Source organism: Gaetbulibacter sp. M235 (assembly GCF_043876835.1).
Taxonomy (GTDB): Bacteria; Bacteroidota; Bacteroidia; order Flavobacteriales; family Flavobacteriaceae; genus Yeosuana.
Genome location: NZ_JBAWJZ010000003.1, coordinates 415,343 through 437,373 on the forward strand (window position 1 = coordinate 415,343; position 22,031 = coordinate 437,373).

Genomic DNA, 22,031 nt, shown 5'->3' on the forward strand with positions numbered 1-22,031 from the left:
TACAGAATGCTTTTTAATATTTAATTTGAGAATAATTATTCTTGAGCAGCTTCTGGTGTTGAAGCTTCGGCAGTTTCAACTGCTTCTTCTTCATCGTCACTAACATCTACTGATGCTCTTGAACGTCTTACTTGACAAACAACCGTGTTATCTGGATGCATAAATTTATAAGCATCATTCTGTAAAGCTGTAATATAAAGTTTACCACCAATTTTAAGAGGCGTAATATCTACCTCGATAAAGTCTGGTAAATTAGCTGGTAATGCTTTAATACGTAAGTTTCTTTGGTTTTTACGTAACACACCGCCATTTTTTACACCACGAGAATTTCCAACAAAGTTTAATGGAATATTCATAGTGATTTCTTTGTCTTCGTATAACTGATAAAAATCCACATGCATGATTTTATCAGTAACAGGATTGAACTGAATATCTTGTAAAATAGCATTGAAAGTTTTACCGTTTTCTAAGGTAATCACAACTGTATGCGCATTAGGCGTGTATACAAGATTTTTAAAAGCGATTTCTTCTGCAAAGAAATGAAGTGGCTTATCTCCTCCGTATAATACGCAAGGAACCTGACCAGCATTACGTAAGGCTTTTGTTGCTTTTTTACCCACGCTTTCTCTTTGAGATCCGTTAATTGTAATTGATTTCATTTTATTTATAATTGTTTATTAATACTCTTTTTAATCCTTAAATTTTAAGGAGTTTTTACATGATAAATTTTGAACTTATTGATCTGTTATATTGCACATTGTGCATCACACTTGCAAATAAATCAGCACAAGTTAAAACTCTAATTTTATCACTTTTTTGTTTAAGTGGAATAGAATCTGTAACTATTAATTCTTGTAATTGAGAGCTTTCAATATTTTTGTACGCATTCCCTGATAAAATAGGGTGTGTACAAATTGCTCTTACACTTAAAGCTCCTCGTTCCATCATTAAATCTGCCGCTTTTGTTAAAGTTCCAGCAGTATCAACCATATCATCAACAAGCACTACATTTTTACCTTTAACATCGCCAATCAACTCCATATGTGAAATAATATTTGCTTTTGCTCTTTGCTTGTAACATATTACTACATCACATTCTAAAGCTTTAGAATAAGCATATGCTCTTTTAGAACCTCCCATATCTGGAGAAGCAATCATTAAATTATCAAGATTCAAACTTTGCAAATAAGGAAGAAAAATAGTTGATGCAAATAAATGGTCTACTGGTTTTTCGAAAAATCCTTGAATTTGGTCAGCATGTAAATCCATAGTAATAATTCTAGTAGCTCCTGCTGTTTCCAGCATTTTAGCCACTAATTTTGCAGCAATAGGTACTCTTGGTTTATCTTTTCTATCTTGTCTTGCCCAGCCAAAATATGGTATTACTGCTGTTACATGTCTTGCTGATGCTCGTTTTGCAGCATCAATCATTAACAACATTTCCATTAAATTTTCAGGGCCAGGGTTTGTGGATCCTATGATAAAAATTCTTGTTCCTCTAATTGACTCCTCATATGATGGTTGAAATTCTCCATCACTATAAGTTGATGTAATGACATTACCTAGCTCTGTGCCATAAGCACTTGCGATTTTCTGAGCAAGAGCAGTACTTTGGGTACAACTAAAAATTTTTGCTTCGGTAATAATGTAAGACATAGTTAAAACATTGTTAGTTAGCACAAAAGACTACCTGATTTTAAACGAGGTGCAAATTTAGAAATTTATTTTAACCTGAATAACATATTCTATGCTATTTTTAAAGGAAATACAAAAAATATATTTATTTTTGCTATCCAAAATGCTCAAGTGGCGGAATTGGTAGACGCGCCGGATTCAAAATCCGGTTCTTCGGAGTGTGGGTTCGATTCCCACCTTGAGTACATATAAAATCCGTAATATAACTGATTATTAATTATTTACGGATTTTTTGATTTTTAATTTGTACGATTTTTGTACGACTAATTTGTCTTTTATATTCTAGTAAGTACTACTTCTACCCCTTAATACTTATAATACAAGAAGCAATTTTAGTGTTTATATTTTCAGATACAGGGCATTTTTCTAGAATCTCAGATAGTTCATCTATTGTAAAGTTAACATAATTAGAAGCGGTGCCTTTTATTAAGCTATTTAAGTTAAAAACTTTTCTTTTTATATTATTTCTTTCTTTTCTTTCTTCTAATCTAGGCTGTAATACACCTATCCATAATTCAGCAAATGCTTCAAAATCAACACTTTCAAATTTAGAATCAAATAACTTCAATAATTTTCTCATAACTCTTTTTTTTACCTCATCATCTTTCCTCCCTCTAATTTTCTTCTCCAAAAGATTTTTAGCCACGATAAGCGCTCTCCTTTTCTTAGGGGCAAGCAATTCAATCTCTTTTTCCTTGAGTATATTAATATACTTCTTTAAGTATTCATCTTCCCATTCTTTTCTTTCACTAACTCCAACAATATACTCTCTAAGTTTTTCACTAACCTCTGGATATTCTGTATAAATATTGTTTCTTTTATTCAATTCTATAAAATACCATCGAGAGCTTTTTGTTTCACTTCCCCTAAGAGCAAAAAAGCACCAATTATTTTTACTATTTAAAAAGCTAACTCTTGTCTTTATAGTTGCTTTTGTATTTCTAATTTGATTATACTCACTTTCTTTAATAATCGCGGTTTTTCCTTCCTTGAGATTTATTATTGGTTGAAAGCTATTATGGACACCTTCCCATGTTCCATCCTTTTCAGAGTATTCTTTAAGTTCTTGAACCATGTCTTGTATGCTATCTGTTTTTTGAAAATGCTTGTAGTTTAGCTCATCAGGTATTTTAATATTAGACCCTATTGTATTTTCAACTAAATCATTAATTTCCACTAGTCTTTTGTCTCCTTTAAGAGAATAAATTTCGCTGTCATTAGGCCAATAGGTTAATATTTTTTTATGTGTTGAGTCCATCCTATCAATTCTGCCCAAGCGTTGTTCAACTACCCTCAAAACACTCGGCATATCTAATAAAACAGTAACGGAAGCTTTCTGTAAATCTACCCCTTCAGCCATTTTATCTGAACATAAAGCAATAGTATCCATATTATCATCAGAGGTTAATTCGAACTTATAAAGAACCCTTTCGCTATCTTTTTTATTTGCTCCAGAAGCAACCAGAACATTTTGCTTAGGATAAAATATTTTAAATAAATGTTCAAAATAATTTAAAGTAATCACGGTACTATCAAATGCAACAATCTTATTGTGTTTCTTAGAAATATCTGCTAGTAAATTTATTTTTCCTAATTCTCTTTCACCTGATAATTTGAGTGTCAAATCTGCAATATCTTTATATATTTGAACTTCCTTTTTACATGCTTCTATAAATTTCAATTTATCTTGATACCAATCAGGTATTTTACAATCTTTAAATGTTTTACTTATAATTGGTAATCGATTTTTTTCTATAATTGCTTCAATTGAATTAACACGAGCTTTGTTTTCATTCTTCGAAGTTTTAAACTTATATTGCTGTTTAGCCCTTTCTGTTCCATAAATATGCTCATAAAGAGCAACATTTGAAGACCTCAAACATTTTCTAATATTATACTTACAAAGACCTTGGGCTGAAAAAAAACGACGATCTATGTATTCTTGAATTTTTTCCGCGTTTGAAAACTCATAGCTAGGAGCTACTAATGAGGTCAAATAGGTAATACCTTTTAATTCTTTAGATAGTTCTCCAATAGACTCAACTATAACCTTATCTTCATCTGTCTCATTAGTGTCATAGTAACGTGGATTCTGTTCTGGGAATCTGCATGTAAGGCCTAATTTGTTTATATAGCTTTCAGGTGATTTATCTATTAGCCTATTCATTTCTCTTTTTGTTCGTCTAACAGTAAATTTACTTATAAACTTTTTTAAAGTTTCTAAATTTGATTCCTGTTGTAGGTAAGGCTTTTGAATTAATTCTTGATATGATTTGAAGCTTTTATCATCTAAATTATCTAAATCTAATAGCTCTACAAGTTTTAAAAGATCATCTACTTTTTTACTAATTGGAGTTGCTGTTATTAAAATTTTAAAATCTGCATTGTTTTTTCTTAAAGATATACTTCTTTTAGTACTTGTATTTAAATAATTATGAGCTTCATCAATTGCTAAAATGTTAGCAATTCTAAGATCTTCAATTGCTTCTTTTTTGTTTATAGTCTCACTTGAACTCAATATTCCCATAGATATTTGGTGATTCGAATTATTTGATAACTCTCTGAACTCTCTGCCCCACTTTTTCATTACCAAAGGAGGGCAAACAATTACTGAATTATCTTTGAATCTCCTACCACTTTCCCATAACCAATGTTTTAAACATAGAATAATAGCAGAACAAAGTTTAGTTTTCCCAGATCCTGTGGGATCAGCAATGAGTACATTTGAGTTTTCTTGAAGAATCCTCATAGCTTGAGCAAGACCATTCCATTGAGTTGACCATAATTTAGTTTTTTCAAGTTTGCTAAAAAGCTCTTTATAATCATTCAGCCAATCGCCTTCAATGACTTCAGATATTGCTCTAGCCAAGGCTTCTTGCCAACTTACTTTTTGTATTAACTCCTTTAACAAATCAATAATCTTGTCATAACTTGTAGCCTGATTAAAGAAATTATCTGCTATTAATTCAATATTCTCATATTTGTTTAAGTCTACATTTTTACTTATTCGAATATTAGCTTCTGTTTGAATTTTCAACCCATTATTACTAAAGTTTGAAGATCCTAAAGTGGCAAATCTATCACTTACATAAATCTTTGCGTGAAGTCTGTTTTTAAACTTAAAAACAATTTCATCATTCTTTATCTTTTCAATAAGATTAATTATACTTCCTCCTTGCAAAATTGATAGCTCTTGGTTCAGCCAGTACTCTTTTATTTCTTTATCTAAAGACTTTGAGCTATAATTTTTCCTTCCCCTACTGTTAGGTTCAAATCCTAAAACAATTCTAATTTTTTTAAGGTTGGGATAATCAATACTTCCAAAAGTATCAATAAGATATGAAAGTGAAGTATATCCAGTTATTACGGTAAAAGATTTTGAATATTCTAAGTCTTCTAAAACTACTTCTTCTACAGTCTGATAATCTTTAATGTTTAGCGGAAATTCTTCATTTAATGGCCATCTATTCAAAGGCCGATATTTTACATCAAAATCAAAAGATAACTGCTTTTCCTCCATCCTTTAATTAATACTAAATCCAATCTAAATTATCAAAAGCACTTTTAAAAGTTTGATGCCCTTTTGCAAAAATATAATCACCTTCTATAGTCCTTGTCCATTGAACTGGTTCATTTCTTATATTTCCCTTTTTCCATTCACTATAGCAGGATTTCAACAACTCTATTTCTTCCTGTTTGGTGACATCCATATCCAAATCGTATAACTTATTAATCAGTTCATTTGAATTGTCACTTTTCACAATTTGAGGGGATAATCTTAAAAATCTTTTGTTGTTATTAGGGCTATTCGTTCCTGAGAATAAACTTATATATGCACTATATGATGCCCATGTTTGAGGCTCAAATAAAATTGACTGAGATAAATTTGAAATTGTAGATGAATAAAAGTTTGCCCCTTTAAATAAACGGAAAAATACTCTAGGTTTTTTAATTTTAAAACCCAATAACTTCCAATTAAGAGTTCTTTCAAAATCAATTTTTTCGCCATCTTCTGTTCTAATAACTTTCTTACCTAATAAAGTGCCATAATATTGATCTCTGAAATTATCTGAATCTTCATCGGAGACTATTTTCCCTCCTGTTCCTATTGAAAGCACACAAATCTTGTCTCTGTCTATATTATTTGCCAAAGCTTCTGTAATACCGGCCATAACGGGATTATTAAATCCTCCTAAAGCTCCATCCCAAAGGTAAAATCTTCTTTTATTCCCCTCTGAGCTAAAAATTGCAGGAAAGTCAAAATAATTTACTGGTGCATTTGAAGCACCATGAATAGCTTCAACTAAATTAATTTCATCGAAATGATTAACCCCTGCTATTACTTCTGCTCTTGCTTTACTTTGTTTATTTGACCTAAAAAGTTTAGCTCTTTTATTTATAATATCAAATGTAGTAACGATAATTTCAAGAGACTCTTTTCCTATTAGATTTGGGAGTTCTGAGAGTGTAACATTACTAAGTTTCTTTTTGTTATCAACTTTTAATATGCTTTCAAGAGCTTCTTTTTTAGATGTTGTTGAGTAACGAGTTCCAATAGATTTTATTCCAAATAATCTCATGAAATTAGCAGGAAAATATCTTTGTCTAAACTTGAGTTTTTCGAAGATTCTATTCCTAATTGTCTCATCATCAAATAAGCTTAGTATCTGCTCGAAAGACCAATTACATGCTAATGCAGCTAAAACCAGGCTACCTCCAGAATTGGCAATTACTAAATCAAAATGCCTTAATACTTCATGCCCTTTTATTTCCTTATTGGGGTATTTTCCTTTAAATATATCTTGCAAAGCTAATACTTGAAGTAATGACCAACTTCCACCACCATCTAATGACAATATTTTATACTTATCAGTCAAATATCTATTTTTTTAATCGATTAAAACATTGGTTCAGTTAATTAGCTATTGTTTATATTTCTTCATTAATTGATAATAGAAATTCAAATTGAACTTCTTGAGAGCAAAATGTTATACTCATTCCACCATTTATATTAGGTTTGACAGTAAATAGCTCAGAACCTCTTTTCCTTGCGAAATCTCCACATAATTTCATTCATTTTTTCAAGTTCTCTGAAATCTTTAATGACGGTTTTATAGAAAATCATTTATGAGGATTTTAATCAAATATTCTCAAGTCTCAACATAAAGTATTGCTATTTTTTTCTCCTAGTAATTTTGATAGGCTTAATATTATTTTTCTTTCTATATTCAGCAAGAAATTGCTGAAACACATCATTTGTTCCTCCTCTTATAGTTTGTGTATCTAAATATTCTAAAATCTCTCTTTCAGATTTTCTTGACGGAAAATTTTTGTCACCTAAAATGTCATTTGCTAAATCTCCAATTGGACTGTCGTAAGAAGCACAAGCTTTAATAAATTTGTTTATTGTCATAATTATTGGTACTGAGTTTTTTTACATTATGTTTTAATTAGATATGTCTATACTATTTAATTTTTACTATTTCCTTTTCTTAATTTCCCAAAAGATTCTAATTCTAAAAATTTAGATTTATAAATGTTATTAGGAATCTTTTTCTTTAAAAGATTGAAGAAGTTTTCATCATGAGTTGAAAGAATGATTTGTTTATTTTGGTTAACTATGATGCCTCTTAATAAATCAATAGTTGACAGAACATTTATACTATCCATAGATTGAATAGGGTCGTCAATAAATATGCAATCATATTCCTTCGAATTTAGCGCAGAAGCTAAGAAAATACTTAAACTGAGAATATTAACTTGAGCAGTACTAAAATATAAGTTTGGAATCAAATTTGTCTTATTGCTCAAGTCAGTAACAAAGACATCTAATCTTGGGCTATTAGACTCAAAATCTGCCTTAAATTGCACTTCTTTAAAATCAGGGTGAGGGTCTATTTTTCTATAAATTTCGTTTGTCAAATTCTCATAGAAAAAATCTCTAATCCGTTCATCTATTTCTTCTTTTGTTTTCCTTTTTTCATTAATTAAAAAAGGAGTGACCTTTTTTTCTATAAAACTTAACTCTTTCTCTTTTTTTATCAATCCTTCTTTTGCTATTTCCGACTGTAAAAAGGGATATATGTTTTCAGCATACTTTTCTAATTTGGAGAAACTTTCTTTTAATGCAGTACATTTTTGTAGCTCAAATTTTAAGTTGGTCTCTTTCTCATTTAAAAACTGATTCAAAGATTTATTATCAAAATTAAAAATGTCTACATCAAATTTATCCTTTAAAAAATAGGCATATTCTTCAATTTTTAGTTCAATACTTCTTTTACTATTTTGAAAGTCAGTCTCACTTTTTACTAATTTTTCTTGCGTTAATTGGCTTAATTCTTTTTGATACTTTTGAATTAAGTTTTCACTCTTAGATATTTCATCTTTTATCTCTTTTATCTTAGATGATATTTGCTGAATTTTATTCTCAAGTCCGATTTTTGATTTATCGTTTGAGGTTAAATTTTGAACCAACCAATTAGAAATTTTCAAATACTTTTTGTCATCTTCAAGATACTTACTCTCTTTCCCTATTAATTCTATTTGAGAATTGATATTTTTATGTTTCTCGTTAACGACTATAAGATTCTTCTTCACTTCAGACAAATTCTTATTTACTTCATCTAAGTCTTTAGTGTTTTTTAATTTTAAAGTGTCAAGCTGTAACTTAAATTCATCAACAGTCAATCCATTGAGTTTAACACTAACTTCCCTTTCTTCTTCTTTTAATTTTTCTAATGTTGTGGTTAGTTCTTTTCCAGATTTATTCAGCAATTCTTTTTGTTCTTCAATATTTTTTCTTTCCTTAACTAATACATCAATTTTTTCATTATAAAAGATTATTAATTTATTAATACCTTTATTGATTTCCTTTGTGTTATTTTCAATATTTTCATTCAGTTTATTCTTCCGAGATAAAAGTTCCTGAAGCGTTAAATTCAAAGCTTTATTTTTTGAAATACTATCAGCTAATTCTCTATAAGAGTTATATTGGTATTCACACAATGGACAAGTTGATTTTTGTAAATTGTTAGCTATTGTAAGCCCCGATTTAATAAACTCTTCAAGTGTGGAGTTGAATGATCTTTGATGTTTTATCGTCTCGTCTAAATCCCTAACTTCTTTATTTAATTCATGCTTTCTTTCATTTAACTTTTCAAGAGACTCAACTAACCTAATTAATTCTAAATTTTCATTAAGTTGCATCAAAGAATAATCATTATTTTTAGTTTCTTTTTTTACTTGTTCAAGTTCTTTTATTTCATCATTTAACGAGTTTATTTTAGAATCCTTTTTTATAATCTCTAGTTTATTTTCATCTATGAACTTATTTTGTTTTTCAAGCTCTTCTTTCAAGTAAAGTTTTCTGTCTTTTATTTTAGGAAGTTCATTTACCAGTTTTTCTATTTCAAGTTTTTGTTTAATTAGACTTTCATTTAGATTTGAAATAACTGATTCTTCTCTAGTTAGTTTTTCAACTTGTCTGTTATTCTCCAATTGTTCTTTCTCTAAAGAATTGAGTGTATTTATTTTTTTTTCATGAGCTTCTTTTCGAGAATTGTAATAATCATAATCGTTTAAAATATCTGTGTGTTCTAGCTCTTGCTTATTTGATTCTATAAGATTCTTTTTAAGATTCTCAATCTCTGTACGTTTTTTTTCTATTTCTCTAAATTTATTGAGATTTGCACTGATTTCATTAAGCTTTTCATTTATGCCTTTCAAATCTTTATTTAAGGCATAAAATCGATCAGCTCCTATAATTGAGTCACTCCCAATTTTTGCTGTTTTAATTTGAGATAGTCTTTCTTGGATAGATGATTCCCTACTATAATCAATTATTTTTTCTGAAACAAAATCTTTAAATTCTTTTAGTTGTTCTCTAGTCAGATTAAGAGTAATTAATTGAAGCGGCTCTTTATCTAACAATTCTTTATTTATACTGTTTATTTCACCATTAATTGTTTCAAGTGGATTAAAATCACTTTCGGGTTGTATGAGATGTTTTATGTCATCTATTTCTTTCTTAATAGACTGAATCTTTTTCTCATTTTCTCCACATAGAGCTTTAACTCCTTTAAAGTAATTGTCAATTTCTACCAAATCGGGATTTTGCATAAATAATTGATATCTTCTTTCTCCATTAACCTCCTTTAAAAAAGCAGAAATCCACTCCTGTGATAAAATGACTTGTCGAAAACTTGAGCTTTCAATTTCGCTGCTCCAATTAATATCTGTTTTCCTCGAACCATGCACTCTAAGATATCTTGGTTCGAGTTCTACTTTATCAGTTGTAATCTTTACAAAGGTTTCTGTATTTCTATTTGAGTTGGTATTTCTCAGTAACTTTACTTGTCCATTTATTGATGCCCTTAATGCATCAATCGACTCAAGAGTATTCTTGTTTGTCCAAAATCTTTGAACATTGTTGGTAATACCCCACTCAATAGCATCATAAAATGATGTTTTTCCAAATCCGTTGGGGGCGTAAAGAGAAACAAAATTTGCTACATCATCACCATTTGTGGTAAAATCAAATGTTGCGTCTTCTGGCTTATTATATATTCTAAAGGCTGAAACCTCTACTTGTTTAAATTTCATTCTCACTCGTTTTTAATTCTTCTAAAAGCTCTTGATATGCTTCACCTGCTGTTTTGGTAACTCTTTCTTTTTTTAATATTTTGTCTTTTAATGAAGTGTTTAATATTTTGTTAGGAGTAAATTTTTTATCTCTGACCTCATTTTGATTATTAGAAACAGTTATTATATTAATAATATGCTCATTTATCATCAAATTTTCGTCGACATTATTTTCAACAACTATTTTTCTGCTAGAGAATGTATCATTTTCAATTTTATACTTTAATTCTTTTTTTATAGGAAAATTTGTTATAAAAAAGAGATAAATGTTCCATGCCCTAAATTCATCTTGCAATCTTGCTTGGTAATCAATAGCTATTGTATTTGAAATTTCAACCCAATATTTTTCTAAACTTTTTGAATCTTTTGGGGAAATAAAAAAAATAGGAATATAGCCACCAAATTCAAATTCTTTAAAATTGAACTTAATGTTTTGAAATTTACCTTCTAAAATCTTAATTGTATCTTCAACTGAATAACTCATTATACTGCTGTTTTAAAATTTGTAGCAACTTATTTTCATCATTAATTTTATCATATTGCTCTAGTTGATCAGCAATACATCCTTTTTTAAAAAACTCTAAGTGGACAAAATCAAAATCTTCATATGGACTCTTTACGCCATTATCAATTCGCAATCCTTTTTTAGGAACAATACCTATGTGACTTAATATCGTCTCTTTTTTCAAAATTAAATTTCCAATTGGAGGTTTGTTAGTAGATACAATCACGGTAGAATCGGGCTTTAACCCTTTATAATCAGAGTTTAATAAATCTGTTGATAATAATTTAGTCCAGTCATCTTCGTTTGAATATTTCAAACGAACAGTATTAAATATTTCTGAAAGCATCTCTTTATTTACATTGTAACCTTTTGCAATATTCATTATAGTCAAGAACTCAAGCCAAGAAATCCAAACATTTTTAACCGACAGGTGTTCTGAATACTGGTCATTAAGCAGAATTCTTTCATTAAATAACATTTTAATTCCATATGGTGTAATATCTGATTTGATAATATCTAAGGCTTTATTTTTTAACATTGTTCTAGTAGATGCAATTCTTTCTTCATCAAGTGCATCAACTTCTAATTTAAATGCCTCATCCTCTAAGAAAGAAAAATTACCCATGTAATCTGGAAACAATTTTTCTAGCTGTTCCTCATACTCATCAACAATACCATCAAAATATGCTATCTGTACAAAACCAATCTGACCAGCTTGATTAATATAGTTACTTGCCATTTTACTTTGAATACCCGCTATATAAATATTTTCATTGATTATCTTTAAAATTCCACAACCTGAGTACCCCTCAATATCACTTTGTTGAAGTGTGCCAAATAATTGAGCTCCTTTACAATATTGACCAGTAGCTCCAAATCCATATATATTTTGGTTTCCATATTTTTCAGCATCTAAATTGTTTTTTTTGGAAACTGGAAATCCGCATAATTGAAAACCAACCATATCATTCTCGGTATTTTTTACAAAAATGGAATTGAAATATGGCTCATATTCAATCTTTAAAATGGCAACATCTGCATCTTTATGAGGGAAGTAATTAACGCCTTTTTCTATTACAAAAGGTATTTTTTGTAATTCCCAACCATCATGATTTTTTTGGTGTTTTAAAATTTCTATTTCTCGTCCATCTTCATATTCATTTGTTATCTTACCTTGATCATTTACTTCATAAAACAAATGTTTTGCTGTAAGTATGTAAGTATATTTATCCGTCATTGGTTGAAAAAAACAACCACTACCTTCCTCTACCTTAACAGAATATAGTTTTAATTTATCTTGACCCATTTTTATTCAACTGTATAAACTGAAATTGGTTTGGCTTTAAATTCAGTGAACTCTTTAAAATCATTATTCGTGAAAATATTATCCAAAACATATTCATAGTTAAAATTAAATGTTGCTTTTGGATTTACTGAAATTATTCTTGCCAATGTTCTTTTATGTGGATGATTATGAGTTAAACTATTCGTGCTTATAACATAATTTTCTGTTTTGGTAATTTCAAATAGCTCTTTATTATTGTTAGCCTTGCTTCCGTGGTGAGAAATTTGAAATAATTCAAGCTCTAACGGATTTTCTTTAGTATAGCCTAATTTTTTTAAAGCATTCACAATTTGTTTGGGATGTGAGTCTGCTAAGAATAAAAAATTATTTTCTTTATATGTGACAAGTAAAGCAATAGAACTACCATTTTTGGGGCTTGAATCTTGGTTGAATTTAGACTCCTTTTCTTCTTCAATAAGTATTTTTAAATCAATATTCCAATCTTTTGCTCCACCTATAGTATAAGCATCATCTTTTGTTTTCTCTTTATATTCCTTGAGCAACTTTATAAGTTGCTTCTTGTTCGGGGATAATACTCTTATTTCTAATCCATTCATTATAGAAAAAGAGCCTTGCTCAATAATTCTTCTATCCCAAATTTTATGTTCTAACAAGTAATTTTCGAACTGTAATCCTTCTACAACACCAGTATTTGTGTAATCTTTTGCCTTAAGATTTAGTTTCAAGTCATTATTTTCTGGTTGTTTAATGTATTGAGCAATGAGTTTGCCTGAGTTGAACCATACCTTTTCAATAATTTCATAAGCTTTCTCATCATTCTCAAACCATCTCAAAATACCATTTATATGGTCATTGTCGATATGGCTTAAAACTAACAAATCAATTTTTTCTCCTTTTTTTCTTAGAGAATTGATAGTAGCTCTTAAATCACCATAGGTATTATTAGATGGATCATAATAAGTTCCATCTAAACCTCCATCTATTAATATATTTCTAGTCTTATCTTTATCATCTAGAAAAGAAATAAAAATAGAATCTCCATTGATTGCTTTTAGAAATTTTATTGAAATCATAATTATCCTATTGTTGTATAAACAATCCGCTCATTAGCGAAAATATCTCAAAAAACTATAATTATTCTTTAGGGAGGATTATTAAACTTCTAATATAGGATTTTTTTTACTAATAAAATTGATTATTCGTCAAAAGACATTAATTTTGAAGTGGATATACCAAAAGCATTGGCTATTCTTTTAAGCATTGAAACTTTCATTTCTTGTTTGCCTAATTCATATTTTCTTAGGTTTTGGCTATCTATTTCCGCCTTATAAGCAATTTCTTCAATGCTTAATCCTTTTTTCAACCTAATGGTTCTTATATGTTTTCCCAATTCGATGCAGAATTCAGGAACCTCTTTTTTTCGAATACGTTTTGACATATACCAAAACTGCAAACAATCAGTTGTTTTTAACCAATTGTATACAACCTGTTATTTACAACCTTTTTGTATATTTGTTATCAAAAAAATACAATGGATAAAAAATCAAGCCCAAAAGACATTAAAAAAGGCTGTTTATTTCTAGTCTTTTTATTGGTAATAGTAGTTTCAATTGCCGCTATTACTTGTGAAAGTAAACAAGAGAAACCTCTAACAAAACAAGAAATTCGAGATAAAAAAATCAGTAAGTTGCTTGGTGGTAATGGTGAAAATTCGGTTAACATTAAACTTATTCAACTAGTTAAAAGGGATCTAAATGACCCCAACAGTATGGGAAATATAGAAGTGTTTTATGTTGACCAAGACTCAACAATAACAGTCACGCAAAAGTTTACAGCTAAAAATGCATTTGGTGGTACTTTAAGAAAAGAGGTTATTGTTTCAATCGACACCCTTGGAAATATTATTGATATAATTAAGTGGATTGATTAAAAGGAATTAAAGTTACTTTGCTCGGTTTATATTTATAAAGCTATATGTTACGCACGCCACTTTAGAACTATATAACACATTTTTAAACCTTGTTATATTTTTAAAATTTTCAATTTAAAAAAAACAAAATACTTGAAAAGTTTAATTTCAATGGTATAAGAAGAAAATAACAAGTTCATAACAACATTTTTTTGCTATTACCTATAAATCTTTAAATAAAACAACATTTAAACAATCTATCCCTCTAAAGACATTCCCCTTTATTTTCCAACCGTTTTTTAGATGCTTATTTATTGTTTTTTCAAAATTACGAACTGTACTACTGTCTAATATTTTTATTTTCATTTTTATAATTCTTTAAATTAACCCAAATTTCTATGTAGTGTTTGTAGAGTTATTTATCACTTTTATATTTATACATAATTTTTTCTTTACACTTTAAATTTTAATTAACTCTACTTACTCTACAATCAAGAGAACTAATTTCGTTTTCAATCATGAAGTAAAACATATTTTAGTTATTCCGCCACTTTTTCTTCTATTAATCTTATAGCCTCTAAACAATGCATAAAATTCCATCCACTCTGAAACAATCTTGCTTTTTATATTTTTGTCATTAGATTTTAGTTCAAATCTTACTGCTATATCTTTAATGTTCCAATATTCATTTAGCACATTGTATTCAGCATCCATAATTTCAACAAACTCATCGGAAGTCATATTCATCAGTTTTCTTAATTTTAATTCGGGGCTATCATATTGAATCAAACCCTTAGTTAAAAACAATTGAATACATTTGATAATGAATTTGTCAAATCTTGCCCATTCTGATTCTGTCCAATCAAATAATAGTTTATCAAAATGTTGCTCTGGTTTATTATTAGCACTGAAGAAATTGTTTAGAGTTAATAGATACTTTCTGTCTTTGAAACTGTCTGTTTCTTGAGGAATTGTGTAATTAGTTGTAATGGCAATTTTTGGACTGTATTTGTAAGGAATAGTGACTTTATCACGATGCTTCTTTTCAATGCTTAAAACATCTGTTAGACTACTAAATAAACTCTCGAACAAAAAACTTTTGTTAACATCCTGTAAGACAATTAAAGATGTACTTATACTCACATTTTGAAAAACAAATTTATCTTTAGTTAAATCTGTAACTTTTCCATTATACTGCACAACATTAATAATATATGATAATGCCATAACAATTAAACCTTTTCCAGACCTTCCAAAAGCTTCGTTCTTAAGCTGGCTTTGAATGTCCGTAATAATTACAGCTTTGGTTAATGATGGGCTTTTGCAACTAGAAATCAAATACCCTAGAGCTGTACAAATTGCTAAAAAATGCTCTCCACCATTTGTTGATAACCTTAGAAATCTTTCAAAATCACATTGCTTATTGTCAGAATCTAAAAAGCTACGATTTATCAACCGATCAGAAAATATATAGTCATTAGAATTACAGAACTTATTGTAAGATTGAAATTTTATTTTATCTGCCTTAATAGCTACTATTTTATTTGAATAAAATAATTTAACAAGACTTTTTGTGTCTTCATACTTATTTAATTCTATCTCAGGCAATCCACCTAATATAGCCTTTCTTGTAATTAGCAAGTTCTCCCCTTGTTCAATAAAACAACTTCGTAACACATTATCTTTTTGCAACTTAATATATTCTAGAACATCATTGTAAACGTCCATTGGTGCTTTTATATAAACAATGTTGTAAACCAATTGGACAACTTGAATTTCTCCAAAATTATTTAACTTTTTATAACCCTTTCCCTCCAAATAATCACTTAATAAAGCTCTGTCAAAGACAAAGGTTTGTTTACTGTTTTTTATGACTGTTTTCCAAAAAACTGAATGTTTTGGCTTTTGATTTTTTTTGTACTGAGAGACTTTTTTAAGTCTTCTTTTCTTTTTCATGACACTTACTTTTTCAACAATTTCAATGCCTCCATTATTTCACTACGCTTATAATATCTCCTTGAACCAGAAATACCATAAGCCTTAATCTTGTTTTTATTTTGCCAATGCCACAAAGTACTCGGGTCAATTGATAAAATTTTACAAACCTCATCCCTTGTTAAAATTTCATCGTTAGCATTTTCGTGAAGTAGCTCCTTTTTTAAAGCTTGGAGCTCCTTTTTTACACCCATTTGAATTAGTTCTGAAAGCTGCTCTGGTGTTGTTTGAATAAATTGAAGTGTTCCCATTTTTACTTATTTTTAAATTTATAATAAGTAAAACTATGTAGGTTTTAAATCTTATGCACGTTAACTAAATTGTTTAAAATTGCTCTAATTGTTTAAATAATTAATTTGTTAAACTTTTTTCAAATAAAGATTGAATATTTTCTGAAATGCTTTTATACTCTATAGTGCTTTTTGATTCTTGATTAAACTGTATATTAAAATTTTGTTGAGCTTGTGCTCTTCTTTCTAAAGCTTTCTCAAAAGAAATTTTAAGAGCATTTCTCTCAGCCATTTGCAAATACTCCTTGTCTATTAAGACTTTTATCACAAGATTAAAAATTTTATGAGTGCTGTTCTGATACTGCTCCTTTAACTCAGAAAGAAATCTCAGCTTTTGTTCTTCACTGAAAAAATTTTTTAAATATGCCTTAGCTTCTTTAATTTGAGCTTTATTTCTTCCTGATTTTTTAACTAATTCTTTGGTGTAGGTGCTTAAAGGTTTTTCTTTTTCAAATCCAGTTTCTCTTATTATTCTTTTTTCTACTTCAAGTGCATTAGGAAGATAGTTTCTAGTATTAGGTTTATCAGAATATAATTCAAAATCAAAGGCTGCAAACATCTCATTTTCATTATCATAATCTCTTTCTTTATTTAAGTCAATTAATCTTTTCTCGAATTCTTTTTGGATTGATAATGCTTTTTTTATATTCCATATCAATACTCTAATTTTTTTTTCCTCCAGAGCTGTTGATTTTGCATAAGTAATACCCTCTAGAATGAATTCTTCAATTAAAAGGCATTGACTCTTTAAATAGTCAATAGTTAAACTGTTCTCAAAATTATTTCTAATTGATTGGTAGTCTTTATTAACCTTTTCTACTAAAGCTTTTATGTTACGAATTTTGTCTCTACCATATAAAGTAGAGTTTACTGTCCCAATATTGTAAATTTCTGTCTTAGCTTTTATGTCTATTTCTAGTTTAGAAGTTTTCATTATTCAAAATAATTAGTTATTTCCATTGCTAAATCCTTGTTACTTTTTCCAATATAACTCAAAAACATTTTCTCTGTTGAGTGTCCTGTAACATAAATTAAATATGAAGTGGGTATTTTTCCATAAAAATTTGTAGCAAAGGATCTACGCCCAATATGAGAAGAAACTAATTCCCATTTTTCGTATTTACCCTCTTCCTTTCTATACTTTTTACTACCCTCAGATGTTTCAACCTTTTTACTTCCTTTAACTTTTTCTTTTAGTTTAGCTTTTTCACAAACTGTTTTGATGTAGCTATTATATTTTTGTTCTGAAATAGAACGAGGAAATTGTCCATTCCTTTTATCTAAAATTTCAATGACTTTGGGATGCAAAGGAACAGTCATTATTTTTCCTGTTTTCTTTTGGGTAAATTCAATTAAAGATTTCCCGTTTTCTTTTCTAATATGGCTAGTAGTAAACCGCATTAAATCAGAAACTCTTTGACCCACATAACAGCTAATAACAAGCCAATCTCTTGCGTTTACAAGATAATCACTATTCAATTCCGCTTTTTCAATTTTTTCTAAATCTTCAAATGACAGATAGATATTATCAACCTTAACCTCTTTAAGCTTTAATTTTTCTAATTGATAACTTGTATCTAGTCCATTGTATCTAGCATGCAAGCATATTGTTTTGACCGAATGAATTGCCCTAGATATAGTATTATTTGCATAGCCTTCTTTTAGACAATACTTTTCAAAAGAATTTTTAAAACTTAAATCTACATCTGATATATTTACTTTATAACCTATACTAGTTTGGTATCGAATTAAAAGTTTTTTTATAACCCCATAGTTTTTTACAGTTTGATTGGCTAGACTATTCTTTTTTTCATCTAAGTAATAATCAAAGTAAGCTATCAGTTCTTTTGGTAGTTCCCTTGTCTTTACTTGCGGATTATAATAGATATCTAATGACTTCTTTAACCAATCCTTATCATTTATAATCTCTGCTATATTAGTGCCATTAAAAGCTTTTAAAACATGGTTCTTTATTTTGTTCAGTTCAACACCTATTTCAGCCTGCTTATTTTCTAACTCGATGTCTTTAGTGTTCCTTTTCTCATGCAGCTTCTTCCAATAAAGTTTCCCACTTAGTTTTGAATTTTCATATAATTCATCAAATGAATAAATTAGCAATTCGGTTTTAGCTCCTAAAACATAATCTGTTTTATCATATCTAAATAACAATCTTGCGGTCAAGGGTTCGTTTTCTTTAGTTGAACGGTATAGAAATTTAACAGTCGCCATACTTATAAAAATAGTTACCGTACAAATATATAATTTTTTGTACGGTAAAATGAAGTCTATTGCAATTTTATACAATTTATCACAACAACCTAAAACACCTATAAACACTATACTTATTACACAAACATTGCGAATTACCGCAAAATATGAAGAAATAAATTGTTTTAATATTGCATCATTATACTACCACCTTGAGTACGAAAAAAGACTACAAATTAATTAACCCCTATGAACATAGTGTTTATAGGGGTTTTTGATTTTATTCAATTTCAAAAAATATCAATTAATTATAGATAAAAAGTGAGTGATTCGGTGAGTAAATCATAATCTAAATTTACTCACCCATTTGGTTATAAATATCTGTTTGCAAAAAACGTATGCGCTTTTTAGTTTTCAGATTATTAAATATTTAATGAAATTTAGTAAATTAATTATTACGAGAACTAAAAGAATTTTGAAGTTTTTATGGTTGGGGACCACGGCCACATAAATCAAGTTATTTATAAAAAATCCCAGTCAAATCAATAAATATCCCTGCAAAAAACAGTTAAAAATCGTATTACATATTTTCTTAAATATTACGAACTTTTCTAGGTAATTTTTCAATTATTTTATTATCTATGGGGTTTTTAAAAAAAAATTTTGTGCACTAACCGTTAATCAAATTTAAACCCTGTTCATCAATTTAAATTATCATCATACGTCAAAAAACTAAAAGTATAAAAAAATGTGCTCGATAACAATATTTTAATGTGTTCGAGCACATTTTATTTGGTTTTTCTTTTTTGTTGATTAAATAATATGTAGATTTGTTTTCATTCAAATATTTTATGTATTGTAAAACTGATTTAAGTAATTGATTTACAGATATATTAAATATATATTAAAATAGAATAACAATGAGAGAAAAAAAACCAACCCTAGTTATATTAGCGGCCGGTATGGGAAGTCGTTACGGCAGTTTAAAACAAATAGATACTTTCACAAAAGAAGGAGATACCATAATAGATTTTTCACTTTACGATGCTATTCGATCAGGATTTGGTAAGATTGTTTTTATTATTAGAAAAAAATTTGAAAAGGAATTCAAAGAGGTTTTTAATAAAAAGTTAGAAGGAAAAGCGGAAGTGGATTATGTGTACCAAGAACTTGAAAATGTTCCTAAGAAATTTATAAATCCTAACAGGACAAAGCCTTGGGGAACTGGACATGCCTTGTTAATGGCCAAAGATGCCGTAAAGGAAAATTTTGCCATAATAAATGCCGACGATTTTTATGGAGCGGAGGCTTTTGAGACAATGGCCAAATACTTGATGAAGACAGAAAAGGAATCTTATAATTTTAGTACGATGGCTTATACTTTAAAGAACACGGTTTCAGATTATGGCTATGTGTCTAGAGGTGAGTGTCAAGTTAGTGACGAAGGATATTTAACTGATGTTAAAGAACGTACACATATAGAAAAAATTAATGGGAAGTTAATGAGAAAAGATGATGATGGGCAATTTGTTGGCATAGATGAAAATACAATTGTATCAATGAATTTTTTTGGATTCACACCCAAATGTTTTGAGTTTGGAAATCAATTATTCGAAGAATTTTTAGAAACCAATAAAGGAAACTTAAAGGCTGAATTTTATATTCCAAATATTGTTAATGAAATATTAAAATCAAGTGTGGCGAGTGTTAAAGTTTTGAAATCTGATGCCAAATGGTTTGGAGTCACCTATAAAGAAGATAAAGAAATTGTGCAAAGGGCAATAGAACAATTAAAAATGAAAAAAGTTTATCCGTCAAAGCTTTGGTAAAACGTTGAATTTAATTCAAAACAAAAAATGAAAAAAAAAATAATTATTATAGGATTAATATTCATAACATCAATTAATATATTTTCTCAAGAAGCAGATTCCCTAATAATAGAGATAATTAAGGGAGAATACTGGTGGGGAGGACTAAGTACTGAAGGATACAATACTCCTTATGATTCTAAATCAAATGTAGCGCATGATTTGTGGGGTAATAATGTGGGGAATCAAGCTCAACCAATTCTTCTTTCAAGTAAAGGCAGATATATATGGAGCGACAATCCAATTAAATATTCCTTTAATAATGGTCATATAAAAATTACCTCTCGAAATAGTAAAATTATTTTTGGGAAAGCTGGAAATAATCTACAAAATGCATATCAATATGCCGTAACCAACTTCTTCCCTCCCAACGGAAAAATCCCTGAAGAAAAATTATTTACACATCCTCAGTATAATACATGGATTGAGTTAATATACAACCAAAACGAAGAAGATATTTTAAAATATGCACAAGGTATTATCAACAATGGTTATACACCTGGAGTATTGATGATTGATGATAATTGGCAGGAAAATTATGGTGTATGGGAGTTTTCATCACGTAGATTTAAAGACCCAAAAGCAATGATTAAAAAATTGCATGATATGGGATTTCAGGTCATGCTTTGGGTATGTCCTTTCATTAGTCCAGATTCTGAGGTTTTTCGTTATTTGGCAAAAGAAGGCATGCTTTTATTAGACCCTCAAGAAACACAAAACGTATTATGGGCTAATACCCAAAATAAAGCCGCTATTATACGTTGGTGGAACGGAGCCAGCGCATGCTTGGATTTAAGCAATCCAAATTCTAAAAAATGGTTTAAAGATAGGCTGGACCACTTAGTAAACGAATATGGCGTGGATGGATTCAAATTTGATGCAGGAGATGCCGACTTCTATGTAAATGATGTTGTCTCTTATAAATCGGTCATACCAAACGATCATACTGCCTTTTTTGCAGAAATAGGTTTAAATTATCCATTGAATGAATACCGCGCCTCATGGAAAATGGCTGGTTTGCCCTTAGCTCAAAGATTAAGAGATAAAGGACATAATTGGGCCGATTTACAAAAACTGATTCCCGACCAAATGTCTCAAAGTTTAATGGGATATGCCTACACTTGCCCTGATATGATAGGTGGTGGTGAATACGGATCATTTATAAATCTTTCTTCTATTGATGAAGAACTTGTTGTTAGGTCTGCACAAGTACATGCCTTAATGCCAATGATGCAATTCTCTGTGGCGCCTTGGAGGATTCTATCTGAAGAAAATGCAAGATTGTGCTTTGAGGCAGCAAAATTACACACTAAAATGGGAAATGTCATTCTGGAATTGGCTAAACAAGCTTCAATAACAGGAAATCCTATTGTAAAACCAATGGCTTTAGCTTTTCCAGACAATGGATACGAAACTATAAAAGACCAGTTTATGCTTGGTGACAATATATTGGTTGCCCCTGTTATTGAAAAAGGAATTTATAAACGAACTGTAATACTACCTAAAGGTAAATGGCAAGGAGACGATGGTAAAATAGTTAGAGGAAATAAAACCATTGAAATAGATGCCCCAATTAGCAGGATTCCATTTTTCACAAAGGTTAATTAATTTGAAA

General features: G+C 29.2%; 17 protein-coding genes and 1 tRNA gene. 4 read left to right on the forward strand and 14 right to left on the reverse strand.

Annotated features, from left to right (window positions below):
* Positions 1 to 35 precede the first annotated feature (35 nt).
* Together V8G69_RS07085 and V8G69_RS07090 are read right to left on the reverse strand one after the other, a co-directional pair.
* Positions 36 to 659, reverse strand: coding sequence for a 50S ribosomal protein L25/general stress protein Ctc (locus tag V8G69_RS07085; RefSeq protein WP_394881131.1), 624 nt, complete (start codon positions 657 to 659; stop codon positions 36 to 38).
* A 55-nt stretch (positions 660 to 714) separates the two neighbouring features.
* Positions 715 to 1,656, reverse strand: a complete 942-nt coding sequence (locus V8G69_RS07090) for a ribose-phosphate pyrophosphokinase (protein ID WP_394881132.1) — start codon at positions 1,654 to 1,656, stop codon at positions 715 to 717.
* Between the two features lie 144 nt (positions 1,657 to 1,800).
* Here V8G69_RS07090 and V8G69_RS07095 point away from each other — a divergent pair.
* Positions 1,801 to 1,880, forward strand: a tRNA-Leu gene (locus V8G69_RS07095).
* Between the two features lie 113 nt (positions 1,881 to 1,993).
* On the opposite strand, the gene V8G69_RS07100 is transcribed toward V8G69_RS07095, so the two are convergent.
* The 8 genes from V8G69_RS07100 to V8G69_RS07135 form a co-directional block, all read right to left on the reverse strand.
* Positions 1,994 to 5,215, reverse strand: a complete 3,222-nt coding sequence (locus V8G69_RS07100) for an SNF2-related protein (protein WP_394881133.1) — start codon at positions 5,213 to 5,215, stop codon at positions 1,994 to 1,996.
* A 13-nt stretch (positions 5,216 to 5,228) separates the two neighbouring features.
* Positions 5,229 to 6,572 carry a patatin-like phospholipase family protein gene (locus tag V8G69_RS07105; RefSeq protein WP_394881134.1) on the reverse strand — a complete coding sequence of 448 codons (1,344 nt, stop codon included), beginning with the start codon at positions 6,570 to 6,572 and terminating at the stop codon, positions 5,229 to 5,231.
* A 296-nt stretch (positions 6,573 to 6,868) separates the two neighbouring features.
* A complete protein-coding gene (locus tag V8G69_RS07110; RefSeq protein WP_394881135.1) occupies positions 6,869 to 7,108 on the reverse strand; it encodes a YozE family protein in 240 nt (79 codons plus the stop codon).
* Between the two features lie 56 nt (positions 7,109 to 7,164).
* Positions 7,165 to 10,296, reverse strand: a complete 3,132-nt coding sequence (locus V8G69_RS07115) for a hypothetical protein (protein WP_394881136.1) — start codon at positions 10,294 to 10,296, stop codon at positions 7,165 to 7,167.
* On the reverse strand, positions 10,286 to 10,819 hold the full coding sequence (locus V8G69_RS07120; protein WP_394881137.1) for an ABC-three component system middle component 1: 534 nt from the start codon (positions 10,817 to 10,819) through the stop codon (positions 10,286 to 10,288). The genes V8G69_RS07115 and V8G69_RS07120 overlap by 11 nt, the downstream gene beginning before the upstream one ends.
* Complete coding sequence (locus V8G69_RS07125; protein WP_394881138.1) at positions 10,803 to 12,146, reverse strand: ABC-three component system protein; 1,344 nt, start codon at positions 12,144 to 12,146, stop codon at positions 10,803 to 10,805. Before V8G69_RS07125 ends, V8G69_RS07120 begins: the two co-directional genes overlap by 17 nt.
* Positions 12,147 to 12,148: 2 nt before the next feature.
* The gene (locus V8G69_RS07130) at positions 12,149 to 13,219 is read right to left on the reverse strand and encodes a ComEC/Rec2 family competence protein (RefSeq protein WP_394881139.1); all 1,071 of its coding nucleotides are present in this window, start codon (positions 13,217 to 13,219) and stop codon (positions 12,149 to 12,151) included.
* 122 nt (positions 13,220 to 13,341) lie between these two features.
* Positions 13,342 to 13,584, reverse strand: coding sequence for a helix-turn-helix domain-containing protein (locus tag V8G69_RS07135; RefSeq protein ID WP_394881140.1), 243 nt, complete (start codon positions 13,582 to 13,584; stop codon positions 13,342 to 13,344).
* A 93-nt stretch (positions 13,585 to 13,677) separates the two neighbouring features.
* On the opposite strand from V8G69_RS07135, the gene V8G69_RS07140 reads away from it, so the two are divergent.
* Positions 13,678 to 14,076, forward strand: a complete 399-nt coding sequence (locus tag V8G69_RS07140; protein WP_394881141.1) for a hypothetical protein — start codon at positions 13,678 to 13,680, stop codon at positions 14,074 to 14,076.
* A gap of 495 nt (positions 14,077 to 14,571) precedes the next feature.
* On the opposite strand, the gene V8G69_RS07145 is transcribed toward V8G69_RS07140, so the two are convergent.
* The 4 genes from V8G69_RS07145 to V8G69_RS07160 all read right to left on the reverse strand — a co-directional run bounded on the left by V8G69_RS07145 (position 14,572) and on the right by V8G69_RS07160 (position 18,569).
* The gene (locus V8G69_RS07145) at positions 14,572 to 16,011 is read right to left on the reverse strand and encodes a hypothetical protein (protein ID WP_394881142.1); all 1,440 of its coding nucleotides are present in this window, start codon (positions 16,009 to 16,011) and stop codon (positions 14,572 to 14,574) included.
* A 5-nt stretch (positions 16,012 to 16,016) separates the two neighbouring features.
* Positions 16,017 to 16,301 carry a helix-turn-helix transcriptional regulator gene (locus V8G69_RS07150; RefSeq protein ID WP_394881143.1) on the reverse strand — a complete coding sequence of 95 codons (285 nt, stop codon included), beginning with the start codon at positions 16,299 to 16,301 and terminating at the stop codon, positions 16,017 to 16,019.
* 100 nt (positions 16,302 to 16,401) lie between these two features.
* On the reverse strand, positions 16,402 to 17,274 hold the full coding sequence (locus tag V8G69_RS07155; protein ID WP_394881144.1) for a hypothetical protein: 873 nt from the start codon (positions 17,272 to 17,274) through the stop codon (positions 16,402 to 16,404).
* Positions 17,274 to 18,569 (reverse strand): phage integrase SAM-like domain-containing protein, encoded by a 1,296-nt coding sequence (locus V8G69_RS07160; protein WP_394881145.1) that lies wholly within the window; start codon positions 18,567 to 18,569, stop codon positions 17,274 to 17,276. The genes V8G69_RS07155 and V8G69_RS07160 overlap by 1 nt, the downstream gene beginning before the upstream one ends.
* An 899-nt stretch (positions 18,570 to 19,468) precedes the next feature.
* Here V8G69_RS07160 and V8G69_RS07165 point away from each other — a divergent pair.
* Together V8G69_RS07165 and V8G69_RS07170 are read left to right on the forward strand one after the other, a co-directional pair.
* Positions 19,469 to 20,377 (forward strand): sugar phosphate nucleotidyltransferase, encoded by a 909-nt coding sequence (locus V8G69_RS07165; RefSeq protein WP_394881146.1) that lies wholly within the window; start codon positions 19,469 to 19,471, stop codon positions 20,375 to 20,377.
* 27 nt (positions 20,378 to 20,404) lie between these two features.
* Positions 20,405 to 22,024, forward strand: coding sequence for a glycoside hydrolase family 31 protein (locus tag V8G69_RS07170; protein ID WP_394881147.1), 1,620 nt, complete (start codon positions 20,405 to 20,407; stop codon positions 22,022 to 22,024).
* Positions 22,025 to 22,031 lie beyond the last annotated feature (7 nt).

Excerpts from the sequence above, each read along its gene's own strand:
- V8G69_RS07100 (WP_394881133.1), bottom strand. The coding sequence starts at position 5,215 with ATGGAGGAAAAGCAGTTATCTTTTGATTTTGATGTAAAATATCGGCCT.
- V8G69_RS07110 (WP_394881135.1), bottom strand. The coding sequence starts at position 7,108 with ATGACAATAAACAAATTTATTAAAGCTTGTGCTTCTTACGACAGTCCA.
- V8G69_RS07130 (WP_394881139.1), bottom strand. The coding sequence starts at position 13,219 with ATGATTTCAATAAAATTTCTAAAAGCAATCAATGGAGATTCTATTTTT.
- V8G69_RS07160 (WP_394881145.1), bottom strand. The coding sequence starts at position 18,569 with ATGGCGACTGTTAAATTTCTATACCGTTCAACTAAAGAAAACGAACCC.
- V8G69_RS07115 (WP_394881136.1), bottom strand. The coding sequence starts at position 10,296 with ATGAAATTTAAACAAGTAGAGGTTTCAGCCTTTAGAATATATAATAAG.
- V8G69_RS07125 (WP_394881138.1), bottom strand. The coding sequence starts at position 12,146 with ATGGGTCAAGATAAATTAAAACTATATTCTGTTAAGGTAGAGGAAGGT.
- V8G69_RS07140 (WP_394881141.1), top strand. The coding sequence starts at position 13,678 with ATGGATAAAAAATCAAGCCCAAAAGACATTAAAAAAGGCTGTTTATTT.
- V8G69_RS07145 (WP_394881142.1), bottom strand. The coding sequence starts at position 16,011 with ATGAAAAAGAAAAGAAGACTTAAAAAAGTCTCTCAGTACAAAAAAAAT.
- V8G69_RS07170 (WP_394881147.1), top strand. The coding sequence starts at position 20,405 with ATGAAAAAAAAAATAATTATTATAGGATTAATATTCATAACATCAATT.
- V8G69_RS07120 (WP_394881137.1), bottom strand. The coding sequence starts at position 10,819 with ATGAGTTATTCAGTTGAAGATACAATTAAGATTTTAGAAGGTAAATTT.
- V8G69_RS07155 (WP_394881144.1), bottom strand. The coding sequence starts at position 17,274 with ATGAAAACTTCTAAACTAGAAATAGACATAAAAGCTAAGACAGAAATT.
- V8G69_RS07090 (WP_394881132.1), bottom strand. The coding sequence starts at position 1,656 with ATGTCTTACATTATTACCGAAGCAAAAATTTTTAGTTGTACCCAAAGT.
- V8G69_RS07085 (WP_394881131.1), bottom strand. The coding sequence starts at position 659 with ATGAAATCAATTACAATTAACGGATCTCAAAGAGAAAGCGTGGGTAAA.
- V8G69_RS07135 (WP_394881140.1), bottom strand. The coding sequence starts at position 13,584 with ATGTCAAAACGTATTCGAAAAAAAGAGGTTCCTGAATTCTGCATCGAA.
- V8G69_RS07150 (WP_394881143.1), bottom strand. The coding sequence starts at position 16,301 with ATGGGAACACTTCAATTTATTCAAACAACACCAGAGCAGCTTTCAGAA.
- V8G69_RS07165 (WP_394881146.1), top strand. The coding sequence starts at position 19,469 with ATGAGAGAAAAAAAACCAACCCTAGTTATATTAGCGGCCGGTATGGGA.